At 37.6% G+C, this 21790-nt stretch carries 24 protein-coding genes; 9 read left to right on the forward strand and 15 right to left on the reverse strand.

Annotated elements, in window-relative coordinates:
• Positions 1-75 precede the first annotated feature (75 nt).
• Entirely contained in the window at positions 76-630 is a 555-nt protein-coding gene (gene ruvC, locus BLW74_RS00165; protein ID WP_089689476.1) for a crossover junction endodeoxyribonuclease RuvC, read from the reverse strand.
• A 109-nt stretch (positions 631-739) separates the two neighbouring features.
• Between ruvC and BLW74_RS00170 the strand changes: the two genes are divergently transcribed.
• Both BLW74_RS00170 and BLW74_RS00175 read left to right on the forward strand, forming a co-directional pair.
• Positions 740-1231 carry a hypothetical protein gene (locus BLW74_RS00170; protein WP_139265670.1) on the forward strand — a complete coding sequence of 164 codons (492 nt, stop codon included), beginning with the start codon at positions 740-742 and terminating at the stop codon, positions 1229-1231.
• A gap of 2 nt (positions 1232-1233) precedes the next feature.
• Positions 1234-2592 carry a T9SS type A sorting domain-containing protein gene (locus BLW74_RS00175; RefSeq protein WP_089689478.1) on the forward strand — a complete coding sequence of 453 codons (1359 nt, stop codon included), beginning with the start codon at positions 1234-1236 and terminating at the stop codon, positions 2590-2592.
• 32 nt (positions 2593-2624) lie between these two features.
• Here BLW74_RS00175 and thpR read toward each other — a convergent pair whose 3' ends face one another.
• Complete coding sequence (gene thpR / locus BLW74_RS00180) at positions 2625-3149, reverse strand: RNA 2',3'-cyclic phosphodiesterase (RefSeq protein ID WP_089690591.1); 525 nt, start codon at positions 3147-3149, stop codon at positions 2625-2627.
• Between the two features lie 79 nt (positions 3150-3228).
• Between thpR and BLW74_RS00185 the strand changes: the two genes are divergently transcribed.
• Both BLW74_RS00185 and BLW74_RS00190 read left to right on the forward strand, forming a co-directional pair.
• Complete coding sequence (locus BLW74_RS00185; protein ID WP_089689479.1) at positions 3229-3552, forward strand: PadR family transcriptional regulator; 324 nt, start codon at positions 3229-3231, stop codon at positions 3550-3552.
• Complete coding sequence (locus tag BLW74_RS00190; RefSeq protein WP_089689480.1) at positions 3549-4268, forward strand: hypothetical protein; 720 nt, start codon at positions 3549-3551, stop codon at positions 4266-4268. Before BLW74_RS00185 ends, BLW74_RS00190 begins: the two co-directional genes overlap by 4 nt.
• A gap of 17 nt (positions 4269-4285) precedes the next feature.
• Here the strand turns inward: BLW74_RS00190 and BLW74_RS00195 are convergent, their stop codons facing one another.
• Positions 4286-5395, reverse strand: a complete 1110-nt coding sequence (locus BLW74_RS00195; protein WP_089689481.1) for a serine hydrolase domain-containing protein — start codon at positions 5393-5395, stop codon at positions 4286-4288.
• Positions 5396-5570: 175 nt separating this feature from the next.
• Here BLW74_RS00195 and BLW74_RS00200 point away from each other — a divergent pair, with 175 nt between their 5' ends.
• A complete protein-coding gene (locus tag BLW74_RS00200) occupies positions 5571-6980 on the forward strand; it encodes a pyridoxal phosphate-dependent decarboxylase family protein (protein ID WP_089689482.1) in 1410 nt (469 codons plus the stop codon).
• 38 nt (positions 6981-7018) lie between these two features.
• Here BLW74_RS00200 and BLW74_RS00205 read toward each other — a convergent pair whose 3' ends face one another.
• The 5 genes from BLW74_RS00205 to BLW74_RS00225 all read right to left on the reverse strand — a co-directional run bounded on the left by BLW74_RS00205 (position 7019) and on the right by BLW74_RS00225 (position 13421).
• On the reverse strand, positions 7019-7723 hold the full coding sequence (locus BLW74_RS00205) for a Dph6-related ATP pyrophosphatase (RefSeq protein WP_089689483.1): 705 nt from the start codon (positions 7721-7723) through the stop codon (positions 7019-7021).
• A 98-nt stretch (positions 7724-7821) separates the two neighbouring features.
• Positions 7822-8022, reverse strand: coding sequence for a hypothetical protein (locus BLW74_RS00210; protein ID WP_089689484.1), 201 nt, complete (start codon positions 8020-8022; stop codon positions 7822-7824).
• A gap of 157 nt (positions 8023-8179) precedes the next feature.
• Positions 8180-11527 carry a methylmalonyl-CoA mutase family protein gene (locus BLW74_RS00215; protein ID WP_089689485.1) on the reverse strand — a complete coding sequence of 1116 codons (3348 nt, stop codon included), beginning with the start codon at positions 11525-11527 and terminating at the stop codon, positions 8180-8182.
• 260 nt (positions 11528-11787) lie between these two features.
• The gene (locus BLW74_RS00220; protein ID WP_089689486.1) at positions 11788-13029 is read right to left on the reverse strand and encodes a hypothetical protein; all 1242 of its coding nucleotides are present in this window, start codon (positions 13027-13029) and stop codon (positions 11788-11790) included.
• On the reverse strand, positions 13026-13421 hold the full coding sequence (locus tag BLW74_RS00225; RefSeq protein WP_089689487.1) for a hypothetical protein: 396 nt from the start codon (positions 13419-13421) through the stop codon (positions 13026-13028). The genes BLW74_RS00220 and BLW74_RS00225 overlap by 4 nt, the downstream gene beginning before the upstream one ends.
• Before the next feature lie 279 nt (positions 13422-13700).
• Between BLW74_RS00225 and BLW74_RS00230 the strand changes: the two genes are divergently transcribed.
• Positions 13701-14033, forward strand: a complete 333-nt coding sequence (locus BLW74_RS00230) for a hypothetical protein (protein WP_089689488.1) — start codon at positions 13701-13703, stop codon at positions 14031-14033.
• A 1-nt stretch (position 14034) separates the two neighbouring features.
• Here BLW74_RS00230 and BLW74_RS00235 read toward each other — a convergent pair whose 3' ends face one another.
• Positions 14035-15135 (reverse strand): DUF3667 domain-containing protein, encoded by a 1101-nt coding sequence (locus BLW74_RS00235; protein ID WP_089689489.1) that lies wholly within the window; start codon positions 15133-15135, stop codon positions 14035-14037.
• Between the two features lie 349 nt (positions 15136-15484).
• Here BLW74_RS00235 and rplM point away from each other — a divergent pair, with 349 nt between their 5' ends.
• The 3 genes from rplM to rpsB all read left to right on the forward strand — a co-directional run bounded on the left by rplM (position 15485) and on the right by rpsB (position 17297).
• The gene (gene rplM, locus BLW74_RS00240) at positions 15485-15940 is read left to right on the forward strand and encodes a 50S ribosomal protein L13 (RefSeq protein WP_027375420.1); all 456 of its coding nucleotides are present in this window, start codon (positions 15485-15487) and stop codon (positions 15938-15940) included.
• A gap of 6 nt (positions 15941-15946) precedes the next feature.
• On the forward strand, positions 15947-16333 hold the full coding sequence (gene rpsI, locus BLW74_RS00245) for a 30S ribosomal protein S9 (RefSeq protein ID WP_002976218.1): 387 nt from the start codon (positions 15947-15949) through the stop codon (positions 16331-16333).
• A 202-nt stretch (positions 16334-16535) separates the two neighbouring features.
• Positions 16536-17297 carry a 30S ribosomal protein S2 gene (rpsB, locus tag BLW74_RS00250; RefSeq protein WP_034692922.1) on the forward strand — a complete coding sequence of 254 codons (762 nt, stop codon included), beginning with the start codon at positions 16536-16538 and terminating at the stop codon, positions 17295-17297.
• 70 nt (positions 17298-17367) lie between these two features.
• Here rpsB and BLW74_RS00255 read toward each other — a convergent pair whose 3' ends face one another.
• From BLW74_RS00255 to BLW74_RS00280, 6 genes are all read right to left on the reverse strand, one after another.
• Positions 17368-17556, reverse strand: coding sequence for a bacteriocin-like protein (locus BLW74_RS00255; RefSeq protein ID WP_089689490.1), 189 nt, complete (start codon positions 17554-17556; stop codon positions 17368-17370).
• Between the two features lie 314 nt (positions 17557-17870).
• Positions 17871-18311 (reverse strand): DUF6759 domain-containing protein, encoded by a 441-nt coding sequence (locus BLW74_RS00260; RefSeq protein ID WP_089689491.1) that lies wholly within the window; start codon positions 18309-18311, stop codon positions 17871-17873.
• Complete coding sequence (locus BLW74_RS00265) at positions 18308-19006, reverse strand: DUF6759 domain-containing protein (protein WP_089689492.1); 699 nt, start codon at positions 19004-19006, stop codon at positions 18308-18310. The genes BLW74_RS00260 and BLW74_RS00265 overlap by 4 nt, the downstream gene beginning before the upstream one ends.
• A gap of 14 nt (positions 19007-19020) precedes the next feature.
• Positions 19021-19698, reverse strand: a complete 678-nt coding sequence (trmB, locus tag BLW74_RS00270; RefSeq protein ID WP_089689493.1) for a tRNA (guanosine(46)-N7)-methyltransferase TrmB — start codon at positions 19696-19698, stop codon at positions 19021-19023.
• A gap of 96 nt (positions 19699-19794) precedes the next feature.
• A complete protein-coding gene (locus BLW74_RS00275) occupies positions 19795-20559 on the reverse strand; it encodes a DUF6759 domain-containing protein (RefSeq protein ID WP_089689494.1) in 765 nt (254 codons plus the stop codon).
• Between the two features lie 263 nt (positions 20560-20822).
• Positions 20823-21617 carry a hypothetical protein gene (locus tag BLW74_RS00280; RefSeq protein WP_089689495.1) on the reverse strand — a complete coding sequence of 265 codons (795 nt, stop codon included), beginning with the start codon at positions 21615-21617 and terminating at the stop codon, positions 20823-20825.
• Positions 21618-21790 lie beyond the last annotated feature (173 nt).

The following is a 21790-nucleotide window of genomic DNA, read 5'->3' on the forward strand; positions in this document are numbered from 1 at the left end:
TGTTTTACCAAGTAACTGTTTATTTTGTTCTTTTTATTGTGAATCAGTTTTTTATGAATCAGTGAAAAAGTGCGATTACTTCAATCTGTCAGGATTCTGTTTCAGAAAACTTTCCCATCCCGAATATGATTTAGTATCCGATATCGTTCCGGAGTTGAAGTGATGGCATACCGCTACGGCAAGCCCGTCGGAAGCATCTAAATATTTTGTAGGAAATTCCTTTAGGTTAAGGAGATTTTGAAGCATTCCTGCTACCTGCTCTTTGCTGGCATTCCCGTTTCCGGTGATTGCCATTTTGATTTTTTTCGGAGAATATTCAGTGATAGGAATATTTCTGTAAAGACTTGCAGCCATGGCGACTCCCTGTGCACGCCCCAATTTCAGCATACTCTGTACATTCTTTCCAAAGAAAGGAGCCTCCAGAGCCACTTCATCAGGATGAAACTCATCTATAAGAGATAATGTTCTTTCAAAAATATATTTGAGTTTCGTTTCATGGTTAGGATATTTTTTTAAGATAAGCTCATGGATGGAAATCATCTCCATTTTTCCTTTTTTTACGGAGATAATACCAAATCCCATTACAGTAGTACCCGGGTCAATGCCTAAAATTATTTTCTCTGAAATCATTGCCCCAAAGATAAGGCTTTCTTGGTTTTAAGTTTCAAAAAGTATGTATTGAGATTTTTATGTATATTAGAAATATTTAAAACTTTACTACCTTTGAACAAAAATGATTATGAAAAATATATTTAATGTATTAATTGTTCCTGTTTTTTTGTTTTGCAGCTTTCAAAAAGAAAATGATGAATCTCAAAACAAAAAACTGAATTCAGAAACCATTGCAAAAAAGGGTGACAGAATTATCTATCTGTTTTTTAAAGCCGATCAAGATCAGGCCGGAAATGCAAAAGTAACTCTTCAGAGCAGTAAAATTGCAGATGGAAGACTGAAACAGACTCCGGCTTTTGAAAGAAATAACATTCACAAAGGAGATCTTGTCATCAGCCTGACAGGCTCGGACGGAAAAGAGGTTGTTCAGCAGCTTGTGAAAGATCCTTTTAATCCTGAACTGGAAGTGTACGAAAAAGAAGGCATCACAAGACATAAAGCTGCCTTTCAGAATACGGAATTCAGCGCCAGATTTCCTTACTCAGAAAATATTCAGATGGTAAAGGTGGAAAGAGCAACTGAGGATGGAGTACAATTATTATTCACACAAAAACTATAAATATGAAAAAAGTTTTATTTTCACTTCTGATAGGAAGCAGTTGCTTTGCCCAGACGTTTGATACGGTTCCGCTTTTGCAGAACGGAGATAATAGTAAGCGTGTTATTATTGCTATTTTAGGAGACGGATTTACCGCTGCGCAGCAGACCGCTTTTACCACTTCAGCCCAAAATACAGTCAACTATCTTTTTACAAAAAGTCCTTATACAGAATATAAAAATTACTTTAATGCATATGCTGTAAAAGTGATTTCTACAGAATCCGGAGTGAAGCATCCCGGAACGGCAACAGATGTTGTAGAGCCCGTTATTCCGGTCTCCAATCCTAATAACTATCTTGGATCTACTTTCGATATAGGCGTTCACAGGTGCTTATACAGCAATACATCCAATACAGTAGGACAGGTGCTGGCAGCCAACGTTCCTGACTATGACATCACCTATGTACTGGGGAATTCTACAGAATATGGAGGATGTGGAGGAACATATGCTTTTGCATCCTTGAACGCTTCGGCAAATGAGATTGTAGTACATGAGCTGGGACATTCATTTGGAAAGCTGGCTGATGAATACTGGTTCGCAGGATCTCTTGAGTCTCCTAATAAAACTCAGAACTCTAATCCTGCTACCGTAAAATGGAAAAACTGGGTGGGATTGAACGGAGTTGGCGTATATCCTCATGCTGAAAGTCCTACGTGGTTCAGACCGCATCAGAGCTGTGAGATGAGGTATCTTAACCAGCAGTTCTGCTCTGTGTGTAAGGAAGCAATTATTGAAAGAATCCATTCTCTGGTTTCTCCTGTAGATTCCTATACGCCTGCCAATAATACTACAGTAGATGCCACTTCAAGTGTTACTTTTACAGCGAATGAAATTCTTCCTATTCCTAATACATTAGTTAATAAATGGACGTTAAATGGAACGGATCTGGGATCAGCAGGAAGTTCCGTAACCATTAGTCCGGGACAGCTTAACGGAGGGAATAACACGTTGACGCTTTCTGTAGTAGATGATAATCCCCTTCTGAAAGTGGACAATCACAGCACCCTGCACGTGACCAATGTTACATGGACGTTAAGCAAAGCTACTCTCGGTACATCAGAAGTGAAAGCCGAAGAAAGACGTTTCAGTATCTATCCGAACCCTACGGACGGGGAGTTTTTTATTAAAGTAAAGCAGGGATTCTCAAAAGATATAAGAGTAGAAGTGTATGATACCTCTGGAAAACTGATACCCTCCAGATTTGAACAGAATGATTCCGGAATAAAGGTTGATATTAAAAATTATCCGGCCGGTACTTATCTGCTGAATGTAAAAGAAAATAAAACTCTGATCCTTTCCCAGAAAGTAATCAAAGAATAACGATAACGAAACCGGCTGTCCCCAGCCGGTTTTTATTTTGTGAGTTTCTTTTCAGCAATAGGAACCCAATGTCCGTCATGTCGGAGAAGTAAAATTTTTTCAACTAAAAATTTAGTTTTGTATTCTTTTGATGCATACTTTTCCCATGCTTTAAGGTAATTTTCCCAGGTCAGATCTCTGTATCCTACAGTGATATGAGGATGGAAGGAATAGGTTCCGAAATTGAACTGCTGTTTTACATTATGGTAAAGTTCTGTCAGATGCGGATTATTTTCCGGCTGAACAAATAATACGGGGTTTTTAGGATTGGGAAAACTTCCAAATCCATTCAGTTCTATTTCAAAAGGAGTTATTTCTGTATTGATCTTTTGAAACGCAGTATGAATATCATTTTCCATTTCACGTTCTCTGGAAAAAGGAGGAAAAAGAGTGATATGTGCTTCGTTTTTCAAAGCTTTGGAATTTCCATAATGAATGGCCAAATCTCTTTTAAATTCTTTTATTTCCTCAATCATCTCCTGAGGAGGATAAATCGCTATGAAATACATTTTTTTCATCAAGCAATTTAAATTTTTTTTAAATAAACTTTCATACATAAGAAAATTATGCATAAGTTTGTAATGTATAGAAAACTCTATGAAAAAGAATAGTCTTTATAAAGGTACCCTGCAGAATATTATTTTGAAGCTTCTTTCCAGAGAAGTTAAGATGTATGGATATCAGATTACCCAAAGAGCTAAAGAGCTTACGCAGGGTGAGCTGGAAATGACGGAAGGTGCACTTTACCCATCGCTGCATAAACTGGAAAGTGAAGGAATGATTACTTCCGAGATCCGGAAGATTAATGGGAGAGACCGGAAATACTATCTGCTGACTGAAAAAGGAAAAAGACAACAGGCAGAACAGGAGACTGAGATGAAAAGCTATTTACTTAATTTACAAACGATTTTCAACATATGATTACCGAAGGACAGGAAAATGCAATTACAGATTATCTGGTAGCCCAGCAGCTTTCTCTGGATATTCTGGTTGAAATCAGAGATCATATGATCAGCCAGATTTCGGAGATGCAGTTCAATGAAAATATCAGTTTTGAGGAAGCCTTTTCAAAGGTAAAAGAATCCTGGAGCGGAGAATTTAAAATGGTTCATTATGTACTGTTTTATCCAACTCAGATTCCATTGATGGCCAGAAGAATTATTCATGAAAAATACAAAGGACTTTTTAAAAAATCTCTGATGATTGGTATTTTGGCTTTAGTGGTAAACCTATTGCTTATTTTTATATCAGGCAATCAGAAGCAATATGATCTGTTCTTTAAACTGCTGAACGGATCCTTTGTATTGACAACAATTCTGATCTGGATTTTTAATTATAAAATCTGGAAATATATTAAAGCTGATTTTAAATACAAGGGGAAATCTCTCTACACCATGTATCAGCAGAATCTGGGATTAATGGTTGTCTGCGCCAGCTCCATGACGCAGGTTGCGGTAAGAAGCGGACATTATGCTTACCAGTTTTTCAGAGAACAGAACTATTCTGATATGACAGCGACTCTTTTGACTCTGATTCTTCCTTTTGTTTTACAGATGGCTCTTGTTTTTGCCATATTCAATTTTGTTGAACACAAGAAGAGTCTGTTGAAAATGCAGGAATTTCTAAAGCCGGCATAAACAAATCAGTATCAAAGCTAATCTTTCGATCTAAGCTGTGTAAGTGTATTTTCAAGATGATCCGTGATCTTCTTTACTTCAATATGAGGTCTGAAAATTACTCCTTTTCCTTTTTCCTCATCAGCAATATTAGAAAGAATGAGCACCGATGTTTTGGTGTTCGGATAATAAATATTCAGCGAAGGAGAACCTTTTATATAACCACTGTGGAAATAGGAATCAGGTTTCCCGATATTAAGCATAATACCATAAGCGTACCCCATCTTTCCAAAAATAGCATGATGTCTTTCCGAACTTTTTGCCATAAAGAGTTTAAGCGTTTCTGGTTTTAAAATTTTTCCACCGTACAGTGCATTGTTCCATAAGTGAAGATCCTGAATGGTAGATAATATTCCGCCAGCCGGAGTTCCTATTTCCTGCCCTCCTAATCTTTTCGGCATGTTGGGAACTTCTGAGAATTTAGCAGGTGTACCGACGTAAGCGCTGGCAAAATGATCTCCTTTGAAAATATTCCCTGTTGAAGAATGCGTCATTCCCGCTTTTTTGAACAGTTCCGAAACATTCTCATCATAAGATTTTCCGGATACTTTTTCCACAATTTTTCCGAGTGTATTAAATCCATCGTTGGAATAAAAAAAGTTAGAACCACTTTTAAACATCAGTTTTCCTCCCATCAGATTCAGTCCGGAAGTATGGTTCAGCAGCTGATGAATCGTAATATTTTCGTATTCTTTGGTCTGAAATTCCTTCAGGTATTGGGAAGCTTTATCCGTTATATTAAGTTTTCCCTGTTCCATCTGAAGCAGGATCAAAACAGCGGTGAACTGCTTGCTTACAGATCCTATGGCAAAAATGGTGTTACTGTCAATTTTCGTTTTTCTTTTAAAATCCGAATAACCATTTTCCCTTCTGTACAGCGGAACAGAATCTTTAAAAACGGCAATACTTCCGTTAAAGTGATATTTTTTGAAAACAGAATCAAGTTGTTGTTCTAAAAGTGTTTTCTGAAAAGCCGTGATGGTAGAATCTACAATTGCCTTTTTATCAACAGGCGTAATTTTGGGCGTTTCGGAAGTGCAGGAGCACAAAAATGCAATAAGGGACAGAAGTACTAAATTTTTGATCACAGGTGTTATGTTTTTAAAAATAAATAATATGTAAGATATTACCTAAAATATCCTAAAGAGTAGTAAGGGAAGCAAATTACGTGCTAGAAGAGATTGCTGAATCAAATTAATGAAGAATTCCACAATCTTTTTGTGGAGTATTTAATACTTTTGATATGGACTATTGATCAAAATTATGAATGAACATTTGAAAAACGATACAGGCAACATCAATTATCTGCTGAATATCGTTAAAGAGCAGGGGGTAACGTACTTGAATTCTCTTGAGAGCAGACCTACATCCGTGATCAGTCAAAATGCTCCGGAAAGACAGGAACTTCCGGAATCCGGATATGGCACAGAAGAGGCGTTACAGATTTTCAACAGGAAATTTGAGCCCATCATGGTGGGATCCGGAGGGCCAAGGTATTGGGGATTTGTCACCGGAGGTGCTACTCCTGCATCAGTAGCAGGCGACTGGCTGGCAACTGTTTATGACCAGAATGTACAGACTGTAAAAGGGCAGGGGGATATTTCCGCAGTGATAGAAATAGAGACAATTCAGCTCTTACTCGAGCTTCTGCAGCTTCCGGAAAAATTTCTTGGAGGTTTTGTCTCTGGGGCCACGATGTCCAATTTTACCTGTCTGGGTGTTGCCCGCCAATGGCTGGGAAGAGAACAGGGACGAGATATTGCGAAAGAAGGCATTTCCGGAGCGGTAAAAGTACTTACGGCAACTCCTCATTCCTCATCCATCAAGTCATTATCCTTATTAGGGCTCGGAAGCAGTAATATTATTAAAATTAAAACCGAAGAAGGGAATCGTGAAGCCATCAATATCAAAGATCTGGAAGAACATATTCTGAAACTTGGCGGCGAACCATTTATCCTGATTTCCAGTGGAGGAACAGTGAATACAGTTGATTTCGATGATTTTAAAGCGGTCAGAAAACTAAAAGAAAAATACTCGTTCTGGTGGCACATTGATGCTGCTTTCGGAGGTTTTGCTGCCTGCTCGGAAACACATCAGCACCTTGTAGAAGACTGGGAGTACGCAGACAGTATCACAGTAGACTGTCACAAATGGCTGAATGTGCCATATGAAAGTGCGGTCTTTCTCATTAAAGAACAATATAAAATTTTACAGGTAGAGACTTTTCAGAATTCCAATGCTCCTTATCTCGGGGATCCGTTAGAAAACTTCAGTTATTTGAATTTCCTTCCTGAAAATTCAAGAAGGCTGAAGGCTCTTCCGGCGTGGTTTTCTCTTATGTCCTACGGTAAGAAAGGATATCAGGAGATTGTGGATAAGAATATTTCATGGGCAAAACAATTGGGAGAGCTCATTGAAAACAGTGATGATTTTAAACTGCTTGCCCCGGTAAGGTTAAATACAGTGTGCTTTTCCCTGAAAGATAATACAAAACAGGATGAGGTAGGAGTATTCCTTGAAAAGCTTAATGATACGGGAAAAGTCTTTATGACACCTACTTTTTATAATGAACATAATGGGATTAGAGCTGCTTTTGTTAACTGGATGACTGACGAAAAAGATATCCGTATGGTATTTGATCTCATGAATGAAACTATACAGAAAATAAAATAATAGATTTAAAGCCTGTGAACAGATGTCCGCAGGCTTTTTTATATCAGGTCACTGAACCAGAAAATATATTCCCCGTCTTCTTCTTCCGGGGAGGTCTTGGGTTTAGGATAGGTTTTCTTTACGGTTTCTCCAATTTCAAACTGAACAGGTTTTTTGAAAATAGGCCCGTCAAAAGTGAAAGTATGAAACTCTCCATTTTCTCCACATGGATCAACATTTTCTGGAAGGTCATCAATAAATTTCTGATCGATAATCCGTCCGGCAAAGCTTTTGTCGAGGTAAGATCCGTTTACACACGTTACAATGGTTTTAAATCCGAGCGCTAAAAATTCCTGGATCAGTTGGGAGGTATTGCGCTTCCAAAGAGGAAATACTGCTTCCATACCCACGGCCTTTAACTGATCTTCTCTATATTTTCTCAGATCTTCAAGAAAAATATCCCCAAAAATAGAGTGAGTAATCCCTTGTGCCTGAACGTCGGTCATTGTTTTGCTCATCATTTGCCGGTATTCCTCCATGGACGGTTCTTTGGGAAGCTCCATCTTAATGAGAGGAATGCCAAGACTTTCCGCCTGCTTTTCCAGAAGGGATACGGATACTCCATGCATAGAGATCCTTTGAAACTCTTGATTAATGCTTGTAAGCAGTACGGCGACCTCATACCGGTTCTCCTGCAGAGTCTGATAAAGAGCGAGCGCAGAGTCTTTTCCGCTGCTCCAGTTGAATAAGGCTTTTGGTTTCATCTAATAATAAAATCAGTCAAAAATAGGGTGATTTTGCAGTTCATGAAAAATATAAAACTCCCGGATGAGCAGGAGTCTATATTTACCGGGGAATTTGCTTATTTTGAAGCCGGCCTTCCGTAGTTGTTTTTGACACTTGTAATGTCAATTTTATCTTTTTCTGCCTGCTCTCTTTTCTGTAATTCTTCAACATTTCTAACCATGTCGCTTTTAGGAGAGGCATCTGCAGCGGAGGTTTTACAAGAACCTAATGCCACAAACAGGCTAAGCACCGAAATCATTTTAATATAGTTTTTCATTCCAATTTTTGGTGGCAAATATATAGGATCAGGTTAGTTTATTTTTAATTTTTAACAAACATTATAAATCAGCATGCCGGAATTTGGAATGTTTTTCCATTAAAAAATAAAAACCTCAAAGAATTTCTTTGAGGTTTATGATATGATAAGATCACGATTACATATTTCTCCTGTACTTACCGCCTACTTCAAACAAAGCGTTGGTAATCTGTCCTAAAGAACAGTATTTCACAGCGTCCATCATTACTTCAAATAAGTTTTGCTGGTTGATGGCAGCATGCTGAAGCTGTTTTAATGCTTCTTCAGATCTGTTTTCATTAGCTTGCTGGAAGTTATGAAGAGACTCTATCTGTGCCTGCTTTTCTTCTTCAGTAGAACGGATAACTTCTCCCGGTAAAACAGTTGGTGAACCGTCTTTTCCTAAGAACGTGTTTACCCCGATAATCGGATATTCACCGGTGTGTTTCAGCCATTCGTAATGCATAGATTCTTCCTGAATTTTTGAACGCTGATACATGGTTTCCATTGCTCCCAGCACACCGCCTCTTTCTGTAATTCTGTCGAATTCTGCATATACAGCTTCTTCCACAAGATCTGTCAATTCTTCAATGATGAATGACCCCTGAAGCGGATTCTCGTTTTTAGCCAATCCCAATTCTTTATTAATGATCAGCTGAATTGCCATCGCTCTTCTTACCGATTGCTCTGTAGGGGTAGTAATGGCCTCGTCATAAGCATTTGTATGAAGGGAGTTACAGTTGTCATAGATTGCATAAAGTGCCTGAAGAGTGGTTCTGATATCATTGAAATCAATTTCCTGAGCGTGAAGAGAACGCCCCGAAGTCTGAATATGGTATTTCAGCATCTGGCTTCTTTCGTCAGCTCCGTATTTTAGTTTCATTGCTTTTGCCCAGATTCTTCTTGCTACACGTCCGATTACTGAATATTCAGGGTCGATACCGTTGGAGAAGAAGAAAGACAAGTTGGGAGCAAAGTCATTGATGTCCATTCCGCGGCTTAAATAATATTCCACATACGTGAAACCATTAGCCAGTGTGAATGCCAATTGGGAAACCGGATTGGCTCCTGCTTCAGCAATATGGTACCCTGAAATGGAAACAGAGTAGAAGTTTCTTACTTTTTCTCTGATGAAATATTCCTGAACGTCACCCATTAATCTCAATGCAAATTCAGTAGAGAATATACATGTATTCTGAGCCTGATCTTCTTTTAAAATATCAGCCTGAACGGTACCACGCACCGTAGCAATTGTTTTAGCTTTGATTTCTGCATATACTTCCGCAGGGATTACTTCATCACCTGTCAGCCCTAAAAGCTGAAGTCCTAAACCGTTATTGGATGGAGGAAGTTCACCATTGTATTTTGGTCTTTCTAGTCCTTTATCATCAAATTTTTCATTAAGTTTAGCTTCTACTTTAGCTTCTAAGCCATTTTCTTTGATGTATTTCTCAACATTCTGGTCAATAGCGGCATTCATAAAGAAAGCCAGCAGCATGGGTGCCGGGCCGTTGATGGTCATTGAAACCGAAGTTAACGCATTCACAAGATCAAACCCGGAGTACAATTTCTTCGCATCATCCAGTGTAGCGATAGAAACTCCTGCATTTCCGATTTTTCCATAGATATCCGGTGGTAAAGCAGGATCCTGGCCATATAAGGTTACAGAGTCAAAAGCGGTAGATAAACGTTTTGCAGGCATTTCTGCAGAAACATAGTGAAATCTTCTGTTGGTTCTCTCCGGACCTCCTTCTCCTGCAAACATCCTTGTAGGATCTTCTCCGGTTCTTTTGAACGGGTAAATACCTGCTGTATAAGGGAAGCTTCCCGGAAGGTTTTCCTGACCTTTCCATTTGATCAGGTCTCCCCAGTCATTGTATTTAGGTAGAGCAATTTTGGGAATTCTTAAGTGGGATAAAGATTCGGTAGACGTTTCCACTTTAATCTCTTTTCCTCTTACGAAATAAGAATAAAACTCTGCATGAAAAGCTTTTTTTGTATCCTCCCAGGTCTTCAGGAAGTCGATGTTTTCCTGTTGAAGCTCTTTTTCTGCTTTTTGGTATTCGGCATCCAGCACTTCATTGGAGATGATATTTTTTACGCCTTCAATATGATACATTTTTCTGGCCAGCTCAGCCTGTTTTTCAATACTGATATCGTATTGCCTGTTGTTTTCTACAATTTCAGAGAGGTAACGAACTCTTTTCGGGGGAATAATGGTTACTTCTTCTGTAACTTCCTGTTCTACGAAAGTTTTTAGGTTTAAATCAGAGAATTTATCGTTTACTTTTGAAACCAGTCTGTTGTATAATTCTGTAGTTCCGTGGTCATTGAACTGGGATGCTTTTGTTGCATATACCGGCATATCGTCTAATGGGCTTTCCCACAGTAGATGGTTTCTCTGGAATTGTTTCCTTACCGCCTGAAGGGCATCCAATGCACCGCGTTTGTCAGATTTATTCAAAGCTACCAGATCCGCATAATCTAACATGTCGATTTTTTCCAGCTGTGTAGAAGCACCGTATTCAGGAGTCATTACATACATGGATACATCCGCAAAATCAGAAACTTCGGAACCGGACTGCCCGATCCCTGATGTTTCAAGGATAATGACATCCGGATGAGCCAGTTTCAGGACATTCAGTGCAGAATGAATAAATGGTGAAACAGAAACGTTGTTTTCTCTGGTAGCCATAGAACGCATATAAACTCGTGGATCATTGATCGCATTCATACGGATTCTGTCTCCCAATAAAGCCCCGCCGGTTTTCTTTTTCGAAGGGTCAATGGAAATAATAGCGATTTTTTTATCCGTATTGGAACGTAAGAAACGTCTTACCAATTCGTCTGTTAAAGAAGACTTACCTGCTCCTCCGGTACCCGTGATACCGATAATTGGAATCGTAAGATCTTTGGATTTTTCGTCGATTGCTTTTACAAGTTCCGGTTTTTCTTCCGAGAAGTTTTCAACGGCGGAGATGATCTGTGCAATGCTGGAAGGATTTTCGAAGCTGATATCATCAAGATCTTTTGCCGTAACATCTTTCCCTGTCGCGAAGTCTGATCGGTGTACCAGATCATCAATCATTCCCTGAAGGCCAAGTTCACGGCCGTCATCCGGAGAATAAATTCGGTCAATTCCGTAAGACATCAGGTCTTTGATCTCTTCCGGAAGGATCACACCACCGCCACCGCCAAAAATTTTGATCTGCGGTGAATTCTTTTCTCTCAAAAGGTCATAGATATATTTAAAATATTCGTTGTGACCTCCCTGATAGGAAGTTAAGGCAATCGCATTGGCATCTTCCTGAATGGCTGTATTAACCACTTCCTCTGCTGATTTATCGTGTCCTAAGTGGATCACTTCGCATCCTGTTCCCTGTATAACACGACGCATAATGTTGATCGCAGCATCATGCCCATCAAATAATGAGGCAGCAGTTACGATTCTTACCTTGTTGGTTGGAGTATATTTTTGGGTTTCCATAAAAAATTCTAGACAGTTTCTAAGTTCTCAAATATAGTAATAAAATGAAAACCTTGTATTGTGAGTTAATGTTATGGTTTTTAAGTGTTTATGATAATTGTTTTTTTGAATCTTACAGACTTTCTCAGAGGTCAGGTCTGTATTTCTCAGTTTATTACGCCAGTCAGTAGAAATATGAATGCCGGCAGATAAAATCTGCCGGCATTTCTCATGATCTTAAGCCTTACAGTTAGTCTCTGTTTAAGGTTAAATTTCCTGTTTTATTGTTTTTCAGAAAAAAGTGTTTTTCTTTTGCTGTCCAGTCCCCAGTTCAATCCTAAAAATGAAATGAGATTGTCCTTATCTCCGTAGTTTTTTCCAAATGCTGCATTGATATATACACTGTCAGATACTTTGTAATTGATGATTCCGTTGGAACGGTAGGTGTTATCCAGATCGCTGCTTCTGTAAATGAATTCATAGCCAATGGAGAATTTATTGTACACAAGCTCTATCTTCCCGCCAAAATCATAATTATTCGTTTTGCTGAATCCGCTGGCAACATCATAAACCGTTTTATCCTGCATGTATCTTGCAACGGCGTAGAAGTTCAGTCTTTTTTCAACCTTTGAAGGGTCTGCAGAAGTCTCTTTGATGGTTACTTTTGATTGTATCTTATTTTGATCATCAGCCGGTTTGGGTTTTTGTCTTTCGAGGTTGATTCCGGAACTCATTGTCATCCAGAATCCCAGCTTCCCGAATTGATTATTCTTGAACTGATTATCCAAAAAGAAGGTACTGTAGGCCGAAGCCACATCTAGTTGGAAAGCAGGTTTTTCATCAAGATACTTTTTGTATTTTTCAGTTTCGGTTTTATAGTAATCTGTGACAAAGTCATCTTGTGCCTTTGAAAGTTTTTCTTCCTTTTCGCTTTGACTTATATCGGATTTCATAATATCCATGAACTTGGGTGATTGTTCAAATTCTCTTTGAATATCGGTTAATTCCTTTGAAATATTTTTATTTGAAGCCGCAATAGCCTCTATATTTTTTTTATTCCTTACTTTAAACACAGTGGTTCTCAAAGAAAAAGAGACCGAGGGATTTTCCGTATTGAGATCTTCAATTTTATAATTTCTCAGAAAGGCAAATGAGACGGAAACGTTTTTGGCTTCACTGAAAATATTATTCCTATACTCATCTTGATGGCCAGCGTTTTTGATCGTTTTAATGCCGGCATACTTCAATGCATCCATTTCTGTCAATGGAAATAAATGAGTGGGAGTAAGTTCTACAGCATAGGCGTTGGGAAGACCTTCATTTTCGCTGAATGAATTCACAATACTGGTCATGAAAGCCTTTTTTGATTTGGGCGTTTCCAAATCAGAACTTGCCAGGCCGAGAAGCATAACACTCGGAGCATTGGAAAGCTCCAGTTTGTTCAGCTCTTCACTAATTTTCTTGCCTTGGGAAAACAGTAAGGCCGGCAAGGCCGTCAGAGTTAACATGATGATCTTTTTCATAGCTCAATTTTTATGAATTTATAAACCCCATAGATAAATTTGCCAGCCAGGTCTTCGGTTGTCTTACCTTTAAATGGGTTGAAATTAAAATTCTTACTGGGAATCTGCGGGAATTCAAACTTTATTTTGCATGTATTAATTAAAATCTGCAGATGATTTTCCTGCATATTAATATTGAATGAAGTTGCAAAAAGTAAATGATCAGACTTTAAATCTGCTTTTGGGATGGAAAAGGAAAATCCGTTTTTTTCATTATTGTCGTCTATCCGCATTCCATTGATGATAAAATGGGGATCGCCAAATTGAGTATTAGCACTTATTATTACGTTCACTTCAACGTTGTCTTCGTTAAATTTCGTAATTTCCACTGTTTTTTGAGGAATCTTTTTCATGTCTATTGTTTTTTGGTTTTTGATTTTTTCTTCAAATCAGATCTCTCATGTTCAATATTCACGTCATGATCATGAGGATATTCGGGCTCTTGATTCTGTTTCAAATGTATAACTTCCGGTGGTTGTGTTCAATTACCTTTTCGGGTGATATTGTTTTGCTGTGATAATACTGTTCAATTATTTTATATGAAAATCGAGCCTGTAACTCAATAATTAAATACTTACAGGAATTCTGCACCCCGATTAAATTCTCTATTTTTGCAGCATATTTTTAAAGACATGCAAAAAGCTTTGATGTATTTCGCTTTGGGAACAGCAGTGAGCTTCCTGATCAATTATTTCTTTATAAGTTCAGAAAATATCGCACTGGATATTTATTATGCCGCCGCCTTCGGTTCTGCCTGGGGAATTGCCTATTATCTGGATACTCCAGATTTTACACTGCCCAAAAAATTAATTCTTTCATTTGCAGCAATGGGAATTCTGGTGCTTATCGGTACTTTGATTTTTACTCTTGAGCTGGCGATTCCATCTATTCTGAAGTTTTCAACCGTTTTTGTTGCCTACTATCTCTTTGCAAGCTTCAGAGGAAATAAATCCCTGAGGAACTAAACTAATGAAGCATGATAAAGCTCAGGTACATCAGTACCATAAACATCATAATCAATCCAATATAATTGATAATAAATAATAAAGAACCTTTCAGAATACTGATTCTTTTTTTAGTTTCATATACCCTGTGATGCGCGGCAAAGAAATAAACTGTCATGTAAAGTCCAAGCCCTAAGCTCGCTAAGACATACAAAAGCGTAAGTAAAGAATTCGCGGGCAGAAAACTTGCTATTTTCTCTCCTACAATAAATACCAGTATCGTTAATAAGAGAAATGAAAAGTAATGCAGGGTAAATATGCCGTGATCAAAATACCACCATTTTTTCTTATTATGAAACAGCCACAAAAAGAAGGCAAATATCGGTAGATATACGAACAGAGCCTTTGGAATGGTGTGAATGAAATTTTCTTTATATTTTTCCCAAATCTGATTTTTGCTGTATCCGTCCTCTTTCAGTTCAAATACTTTTCCCGCTACAGGTCTCATTATCGTATAGATTCCGGTGTCGTCTTTGGCCATAATGGAGTCATACTGCTTCATGGAGTAAGCATGCATAATAGATGCTTCTTTAGGATCAAACGTACTGTCAAAAAGCTCGTCGCTTTGTTTTTCATTCTCTATCTTTAAAGTGTCATCCTCCAGAGCTTTTTGTGCGGCAGTGGCGGTTTCGCTTGACATGACGCCTCCTTTTTGTAATTCTTTTACAATGTCTTTGGAAACTTCTTTCTGTTTTTTTGCTTGTTCTTCCGTTTTAACTTTGCTTGGTTTTTCATCTTCCTCTTTAGCGTGAGGTAAGACATTGGGAAGGAAAAAGGTAAGGAAACTTATAAATATATAGAGTTTTACGGGTGCTACATATAATTGTCTTTTGCCAGACAGATATTCTTTGGTAAGTAAGCCCGGGCGGGTAAACAGATATTGTATTGTTCGCCAGAACTGCCCGTCATAATGCGTGAAATCTTCAATGAAATGAGTAAACAGAAAATGAAAAGGCTGCCTGCTTTCAATATTTTCCTGTCCGCAGTGCGGGCAGAATCTTTCATCAACCTGATGCCCACAGTTCAGGCAGGTGTTGTCTTCTCTTAGTTTTCCGTGGCTCATGGATATGGAATATGATTAACGCAAATATAATTATTTCAGTGAAATTATAATTATATATTGGTCTTTTGCGGAAATCTTTAAAGTAAATTTAATAAAAAGAAAGAGTTGAGGGAAAAAACTCTTTGCTGTTTCATTGGTGTTTTTAGAATCTTCGAAGTGTTTTTTTCATCGGCACATCAGTTCACAAGATTTATGCCAAAATGATAAAAAGTGTTAAAATCTATTGATAATGGGATGTGTAGCACAGATAATATAGATTAAATAAAATATGTTTTTGGGTTACAAAAATAATTTGTACCTTTGCACACCCTTTTAGGGGTAAATTATGTTTAATCTTTAACTAAAACGTGTGAATACATTAAGTTACAAAACTGTTTCAGCGAACAAAGCTACTGCTAATAAAGAATGGGTTGTGGTAGACGCTGAAGGACAGCCGTTAGGTAGATTAGCTTCTACGGTTGCAAAGATTTTGAGAGGTAAGCACAAAACGAACTTTACACCTCACGTAGATTGTGGTGATAACGTGATCGTTTTGAATGCTGGGAAAATTACACTTTCCGGAAACAAGTGGGCTGATAAGACTTATATCTGGCATACAGGATATCCTGGTGGACAGAAGTCTATGACTGCGGCTGAACTTCAAAAGAAAGATTCTTTAAAGGTATTAGAGAAGTCTGTAAAAGGGATGTTACCTAAAAACAGACTAGGAGCTGCTATCCTTAAGAACCTTTACTTATATGAAGGAACTGAGCACAAACATGAAGCTCAACAGCCAAAAACAATTAATGTTAACGAATTTAAATAATTAATTATGTCTATAGTTCACAAAATCGGAAGAAGAAAAACTTCTGTAGCTAGAGTTTATGTAAAACCAGGTTCTGGTGTTATTACAGTAAACGGTAAAGATGCTAAAGAATATTTCTCTACAGACGTGATGGTTTACAAATTAAACCAACCGTTTATCCTTTCTGAGACTGTTGGTCAGTACGACGTTACCGTAAACGTATTCGGTGGTGGAAATACAGGTCAGGCAGAAGCTATCAGATTAGGTATTTCAAGAGCTTTATGCGAAATCAACGCTGAGTTCAGATTAGCATTGAAGCCAGCTGGTTTACTTACAAGAGACGCAAGAATGGTGGAAAGAAAGAAGCCAGGTCAGAAAAAAGCAAGAAAGAGATTCCAATTCTCAAAACGTTAAGAATTGCGGTAAGCTTAAAGCATTATGCAATAAGCTTTTTGAAAAACTTATTAAAATTTTTAATTCGCTTCAAAGCATATGGCTTACTGCCTGAAGCTTAAAGCAAAATTGCCCGTTACGTTTAGCATCCAAACGCTTCTCCCATCTAAAGAAGTTGTTGATTGTTTAAAAGACGGAAAGTAAACTAACAAAAACAGAAAACATGGCAAAAGCAAATGTAAAAGACCTTTTAGAGGCTGGCGTACACTTCGGTCACATGACTAGAAAGTGGAACCCAAATATGGCTCCATACATTTTTATGGAGAAAAACGGTATTCACATTGTAGACTTACATAAAACAGCAGTTAAATTAGATGAAGCGTGCAGCGCTTTAGAAAAACTAACTTCTGCAGGTAAAAAAGTTCTTTTCGTAGCGACTAAAAAGCAAGCGAAAGAAGTTGTTGCAAAACACGCTTCTGAACTTAATATGCCTTATATTACTGAAAGATGGCCAGGTGGTATGCTAACGAACTTCGTTACGATCAGAAAGGCTGTAAAGAAGATGAACTCTATCGACAAAATGAAAAAAGACGGTACGTTCGAAACTTTATCTAAAAAAGAAAGATTACAAGTTGACAGACAAAGAGCTAACCTTGAGAAGAACTTAGGTTCTATCGCTGACATGGTGAGACTTCCATCTGCTGTATTTGTAGTTGATATCTTAAGAGAACACATCGCGGTAACTGAAGCTAAGAAACTTGGTATTCCAGTTTTCGGTATCGTTGATACAAACTCTGACCCTAGAAAAGTTGACTTCGTTATCCCAGGAAACGATGATGCTTCTAAGTCTATTGATATGATCCTTAGCGTAGTTTCTGAATCTATCAAAGAAGGTCAGTCTCAGAGAAAAGCTGATAAAGAAAAATCTAAAGAGGAGGGAGAAAAAGTATCTGCTGATACAGATGCTGATTTCGATGCAGAATAATTGAAGATTTTCTTTAATATAGGAAAAACGCTGGATTTCGATCCAGCGTTTTTTTATTGTTTACTATTCATTAAGGCTTCTTGGGGCATACTGTAAATTCTGGAAAATCAGGATCTGTAGTGGGAACTACAACCCCGATTCTGCATACACCGCTGCAGCACATTTCTCCCATTTCAATATTACAGCCATCTATACAGCTTCTGTATCCTCCTTTAATTGTTCTCAGCTCACCTCTTGAGACTTTCTTTAAATTTTTCATGGTTTTTAGTTTTTAATTTTTTTCCTACTCTATATGCTTTTCGGATACCGCCATTGTATTTCTAAATATATGGAAATATCTGTTATGTGTATGATATTCAGTAGGATATTTTTATGGCTGACGGTTTTTCCCATGAATAAAAGGACTTCCGAGGGCTCTTTACTATTTTCGGAAACGTGATCATTTAAACTCAGTTGTGAATATGTACTTTGAGCAGCTGGTTTTTCAGGTATTTAATTAAAAAACAATAGTCTTTAGACATCAGCTATTTGTTAAATTAAAAACCCGCAGAATTCTGCGGGCTGTATTGTATTTTAATTTGAAAGTTTTATAGAATAGGAGGTGGTGATAAACTTAGTGGATTGGTATGTGGAATTACAAACAACTCCTGATAATCTGTAATTTTGATTTTTCGGAACCATTGTATAACCTATTTTTCCTGCACCAATAGGTATTTTCTTGAAAAAATTCCCTCCGCTTACTGTGAGCACCATATTGCATGGAGACTTGTTTTCTACAGAAATAGAGGTTCTCGGGTTCTTAGGATCATCACTGTTAAGAAGATCATTAAGAACTTCAGCCGTTTCCGGTTTGTAAGTTTTTATAAGCTCGTTATATTCACTTTCAGTGTTGGTTCTGTTTCCTGTATTACTGGTTGGGTAAGGGTATGAGGTTCTTCCCGGGTAGCTGCCGTAGTTTACATTACAACTGGCAAGAATCAAAGAAATGCCGGCAAAAACAAATAGCTTTCTCATCCTATTTTATTTTTTGATTTTTGTTTTTTCGGAGACTTTTCCGGTATTGGTTCCTTTTGTGCAGATTTCACTTCTGTCTGAGGCTGATTCGGATTCTCTATTGTTACAAATATACTTTTTTTAATGTCTTTCCGTGACGAATATTTCATGTCGCAGATATTGCTGCTAAGCGTGTACGAATCTTTATTCAATACAATAAAGTTTTCTGCATGCGCAGGCACAGCAAGGTTATAAAACTCTTTTCCTTCAATTCTGAGGACAATATTACAGTCTGAATTATTTTTGAACAGGAGAATTGCTTCATTTCGGTTAATATCCTCATTAAACATGGCATTCAGAACCTTTACCGTTTTTTCCTTATGCTGGACCGAAGTTTCTGCAATAAGCCTTTTAAACTCTTCAGCATCGTCCGAATTAGGATTTCTCATGGCACTTTTAGGTATGTCCGCAATTACGGGCCTTGCTTCCATTGGTTTTGCTGTGCGGGCACCTTTTGTCCACTCAGAGTTCTTTAAAGCAATAAGCTTAGGTTTCAGCACGCTCTTCTTGGGATCGTCAGGGTGTGCGTTCTTCAGGTATTCTTCAATTTCTTTGATATTTGTGCTTTTTAGAATGTCTTTACTGCTTTTTTGAGCCTGTGTAAAGTTGGGAATAAGAAATGTGAAGAATAAAATCGTTAAAAAATTTTTTTTCATCAGGTTTTATTTCATCAGCTGATCCGGAATTTAATGTATGTAATTGTTTTTCCTTTCGCTGAGAATAGCTCTTCATAATACGTTTTGATATCTCTCAAATGTTCTGTATTAGGATCATATTCCGGCGCACCATAGATATCATGATGTGCAGAAATGATCTCATAGCCTGCCCCCTGTAAGTAGCCCAGGGTATACCCATGCAGAAATTCTGAATCGGTTTTCAGGTGAATGATGCCTCCCGGCTTAAGGAACTTTTTATAACGGTTTAAAAAGTCCGGATGGGTTAATCTGTGTTTTGTTCTTTTATATTTTATTTGAGGATCCGGAAACGTGATCCAGATTTCGTCTACCTCATTTTCGGCAAAGAAATAATCGACAAGCTCAATTTGTGTTCTTAAAAAAGCCACATTAGTCATATTGTTATCTACAGCTTCTTTAGCGCCAAACCAGAATCTGGCTCCCTTAATATCAACTCCGATAAAGTTTTTTTCAGGAAATGTTTTTGCCAGCCCTACAGAATATTCTCCTTTTCCACAACCTAATTCCAATACAATCGGATTGTCATTTTTAAAGAAATTGTCTCTCCATTTTCCTTTAAGTTCGAAGCCTTGTAAAGCATCTTCCCTTGTTGGCTGGATTACATTCGGTAATATTTTGTTTTCTGCAAATCTTGCTAATTTGTTCTTGCCCATTGAATTATAAAATGAGTGCAAAAATAGTGAAAATTTATGGAGTTTTTCTGTCTTTCGCAGGTAAAAGACATAGAGATAATTCGCTTTTAACGGATATTACTGCCCTCCCAGGGCTACCATAATGGCTCTTTCAATTGTTTTTTGTGAAGCATATTGGGCTCCGCAAACCAGGCTGGTAAATAAATACTGACCTTTTTCGATTACAATTGAACCTTCACCATGGGCAGGTACGGCCAGTCTGTATTTGGTGGTTCCTACGCCTTCCATTCTTACAATGATATTACAGTCTGACTTATTTTGGATCAATATAATAGCTTCCTTCGTATTAGGATCATTATCAAATAACGAATTGAGTATTTTTACCGTTCTGTTTTTATGCTCTACAGGAGATACCGCCATCAGCATATTGAATTCTTCTGCCTCAGCGTTAGGAATCGCCGTATTGGCGGCCGTATTTATTACATATGCATTCTGCGCTGTACTTGGAGTATAAACATCCGTAGGTTTCTTCGCAGCCAGTTCAGCCTTATATTTTGCGATCTGTTTCTGTTTGATGATGGCATTCATTTCATCAAAAGTAATCTTTGTAGAAGGCCTTCTCTTGAGCATAGCCAGCATTTCCTGCATATCTTTCACTTTCTGATCAGCCGGATGTGCATTTTTGATGTATTCTTTCATCATTTCCATTACCCTGGGCTTCAGGACAGATCTCTTGGGATCATCAGGATGGGCATCTCTAAGAAAGGCATTGATTTCGTAGATATTCTTACTTTTCAAAATATTACTGTAGTCTTTCCCTTTTTTTTGGGCAGACATCGTAACGAAAAACATACAACAAAGAAGTAAAAGTACTTTTTTCATTAATTAATATTAAATTAAAAATTCGGTGCTTCTCTTTAATTGACTTTCTGGGTTGGTTAGTTTTTTGAATAACGAAATACCAGTGTTTTTATTTTAAACACTTGTTTGTGAGATAAATTTAAACATATTTTTGAATATCAAAGAATATTGTGCTGTTAAAATTGAATAATTTGCAGATAATACAGCATAAAAATCAATTCCACTGAAATAGGTATAAAAAAATCCATGTATCTTACATGGATTTTTTATCTACAGGAACGAATTTAATTATTGCTTACCACCTCCTGAAGGTGAGAGCTTCTGAGTCTTTTCTGATAAATCGGAAGATATTTCTCAATAGGAATTTTTATCGCTTCGAAATTTCCGGCTAATACATACGCCTGAATATTTTCGGAAGTATAAACGAACTGAAGGAAATTATCAATCAGATTCTCAGGAATTTTGAACTTCGTGAAATAATCTTTCCCCAAATAATTCTTAATCTGGGCAACGGAAGTGTTCATTCTTTCATAAGCCTGATAACGCTGTTTTTTCTTCCTTTCGCCAGAAAGAATATCGTAGATACTTTCAAGGCTGAAGGTAAGTCCGCCATCCCGCAGTCCGGCAACAGGAAGTTCAGGAGGAGTTCCGTCACCTTTGGGCTCCGGAAGGCCAATTACTTTCTTAAGAGCATAGGCTTTATCTTCTTTTCTTAATGAATTTACATCATACCGAAGGTTACCGGTTGGCTTGAATCTGCTGAGTACAATTTCCTGGATCTCATAATAAGCAATCTTAAGCTCGACGAGATTTTTTTGCTGCATAGACTGTGGAGTCAGTTTAATATCTTTTCTTTCGGTTACAATGGACGTAAAACGGATTACATCTCCAGCATTGGCCGGAATTGTAAAATTACCATTGTAGTCCGTAAGAACGGTTTTTTGAGTATTCAGGTTCGTAACATATACCTGATTGAGATATAAAATAGAGTTGTCTCTCAGAAATACCTCTCCGGAATATATTTGTGCATTAATTTTCGCCAGAAAAACCAATAGCAGCAGAGTAAACAGTTTCTTCATATAATGCGCAAAATTACATAGAAATAAAGCAATTCTGCCTAATTAGATGATGAATAGTGGTTAAAGTTATATTAAACTTTAAGATTTAAGTGTTAAGGAGTGTTAGAAATGTGCCGATAACCTAAAAAATAATGCATAAAGATAGAGAAGCCGGAAGAAAATAATACTGAGTT

The organism is Chryseobacterium culicis (assembly GCF_900108365.1).
Lineage (GTDB): Bacteria > Bacteroidota > Bacteroidia > Flavobacteriales > Weeksellaceae > Chryseobacterium > Chryseobacterium culicis.

Bases quoted from the DNA above. Each gene is read 5' to 3' on its own strand.
- ruvC (WP_089689476.1), bottom strand. From the start codon at position 630: ATGATTTCAGAGAAAATAATTTTAGGCATTGACCCGGGTACTACTGTA.
- BLW74_RS00170 (WP_139265670.1), top strand. From the start codon at position 740: ATGAAAAATATATTTAATGTATTAATTGTTCCTGTTTTTTTGTTTTGC.
- BLW74_RS00175 (WP_089689478.1), top strand. From the start codon at position 1,234: ATGAAAAAAGTTTTATTTTCACTTCTGATAGGAAGCAGTTGCTTTGCC.
- thpR (WP_089690591.1), bottom strand. From the start codon at position 3,149: ATGAAAAAAATGTATTTCATAGCGATTTATCCTCCTCAGGAGATGATT.
- BLW74_RS00185 (WP_089689479.1), top strand. From the start codon at position 3,229: ATGAAAAAGAATAGTCTTTATAAAGGTACCCTGCAGAATATTATTTTG.
- BLW74_RS00190 (WP_089689480.1), top strand. From the start codon at position 3,549: ATGATTACCGAAGGACAGGAAAATGCAATTACAGATTATCTGGTAGCC.
- BLW74_RS00200 (WP_089689482.1), top strand. From the start codon at position 5,571: ATGAATGAACATTTGAAAAACGATACAGGCAACATCAATTATCTGCTG.
- BLW74_RS00205 (WP_089689483.1), bottom strand. From the start codon at position 7,723: ATGAAACCAAAAGCCTTATTCAACTGGAGCAGCGGAAAAGACTCTGCG.
- BLW74_RS00210 (WP_089689484.1), bottom strand. From the start codon at position 8,022: ATGAAAAACTATATTAAAATGATTTCGGTGCTTAGCCTGTTTGTGGCA.
- BLW74_RS00215 (WP_089689485.1), bottom strand. From the start codon at position 11,527: ATGGAAACCCAAAAATATACTCCAACCAACAAGGTAAGAATCGTAACT.
- BLW74_RS00220 (WP_089689486.1), bottom strand. From the start codon at position 13,029: ATGAAAAAGATCATCATGTTAACTCTGACGGCCTTGCCGGCCTTACTG.
- BLW74_RS00225 (WP_089689487.1), bottom strand. From the start codon at position 13,421: ATGAAAAAGATTCCTCAAAAAACAGTGGAAATTACGAAATTTAACGAA.
- BLW74_RS00230 (WP_089689488.1), top strand. From the start codon at position 13,701: ATGCAAAAAGCTTTGATGTATTTCGCTTTGGGAACAGCAGTGAGCTTC.
- BLW74_RS00235 (WP_089689489.1), bottom strand. From the start codon at position 15,135: ATGAGCCACGGAAAACTAAGAGAAGACAACACCTGCCTGAACTGTGGG.
- rpsI (WP_002976218.1), top strand. From the start codon at position 15,947: ATGTCTATAGTTCACAAAATCGGAAGAAGAAAAACTTCTGTAGCTAGA.
- rpsB (WP_034692922.1), top strand. From the start codon at position 16,536: ATGGCAAAAGCAAATGTAAAAGACCTTTTAGAGGCTGGCGTACACTTC.
- BLW74_RS00255 (WP_089689490.1), bottom strand. From the start codon at position 17,556: ATGAAAAATTTAAAGAAAGTCTCAAGAGGTGAGCTGAGAACAATTAAA.
- BLW74_RS00260 (WP_089689491.1), bottom strand. From the start codon at position 18,311: ATGAGAAAGCTATTTGTTTTTGCCGGCATTTCTTTGATTCTTGCCAGT.
- BLW74_RS00265 (WP_089689492.1), bottom strand. From the start codon at position 19,006: ATGAAAAAAAATTTTTTAACGATTTTATTCTTCACATTTCTTATTCCC.
- trmB (WP_089689493.1), bottom strand. From the start codon at position 19,698: ATGGGCAAGAACAAATTAGCAAGATTTGCAGAAAACAAAATATTACCG.
- BLW74_RS00275 (WP_089689494.1), bottom strand. From the start codon at position 20,559: ATGAAAAAAGTACTTTTACTTCTTTGTTGTATGTTTTTCGTTACGATG.
- BLW74_RS00280 (WP_089689495.1), bottom strand. From the start codon at position 21,617: ATGAAGAAACTGTTTACTCTGCTGCTATTGGTTTTTCTGGCGAAAATT.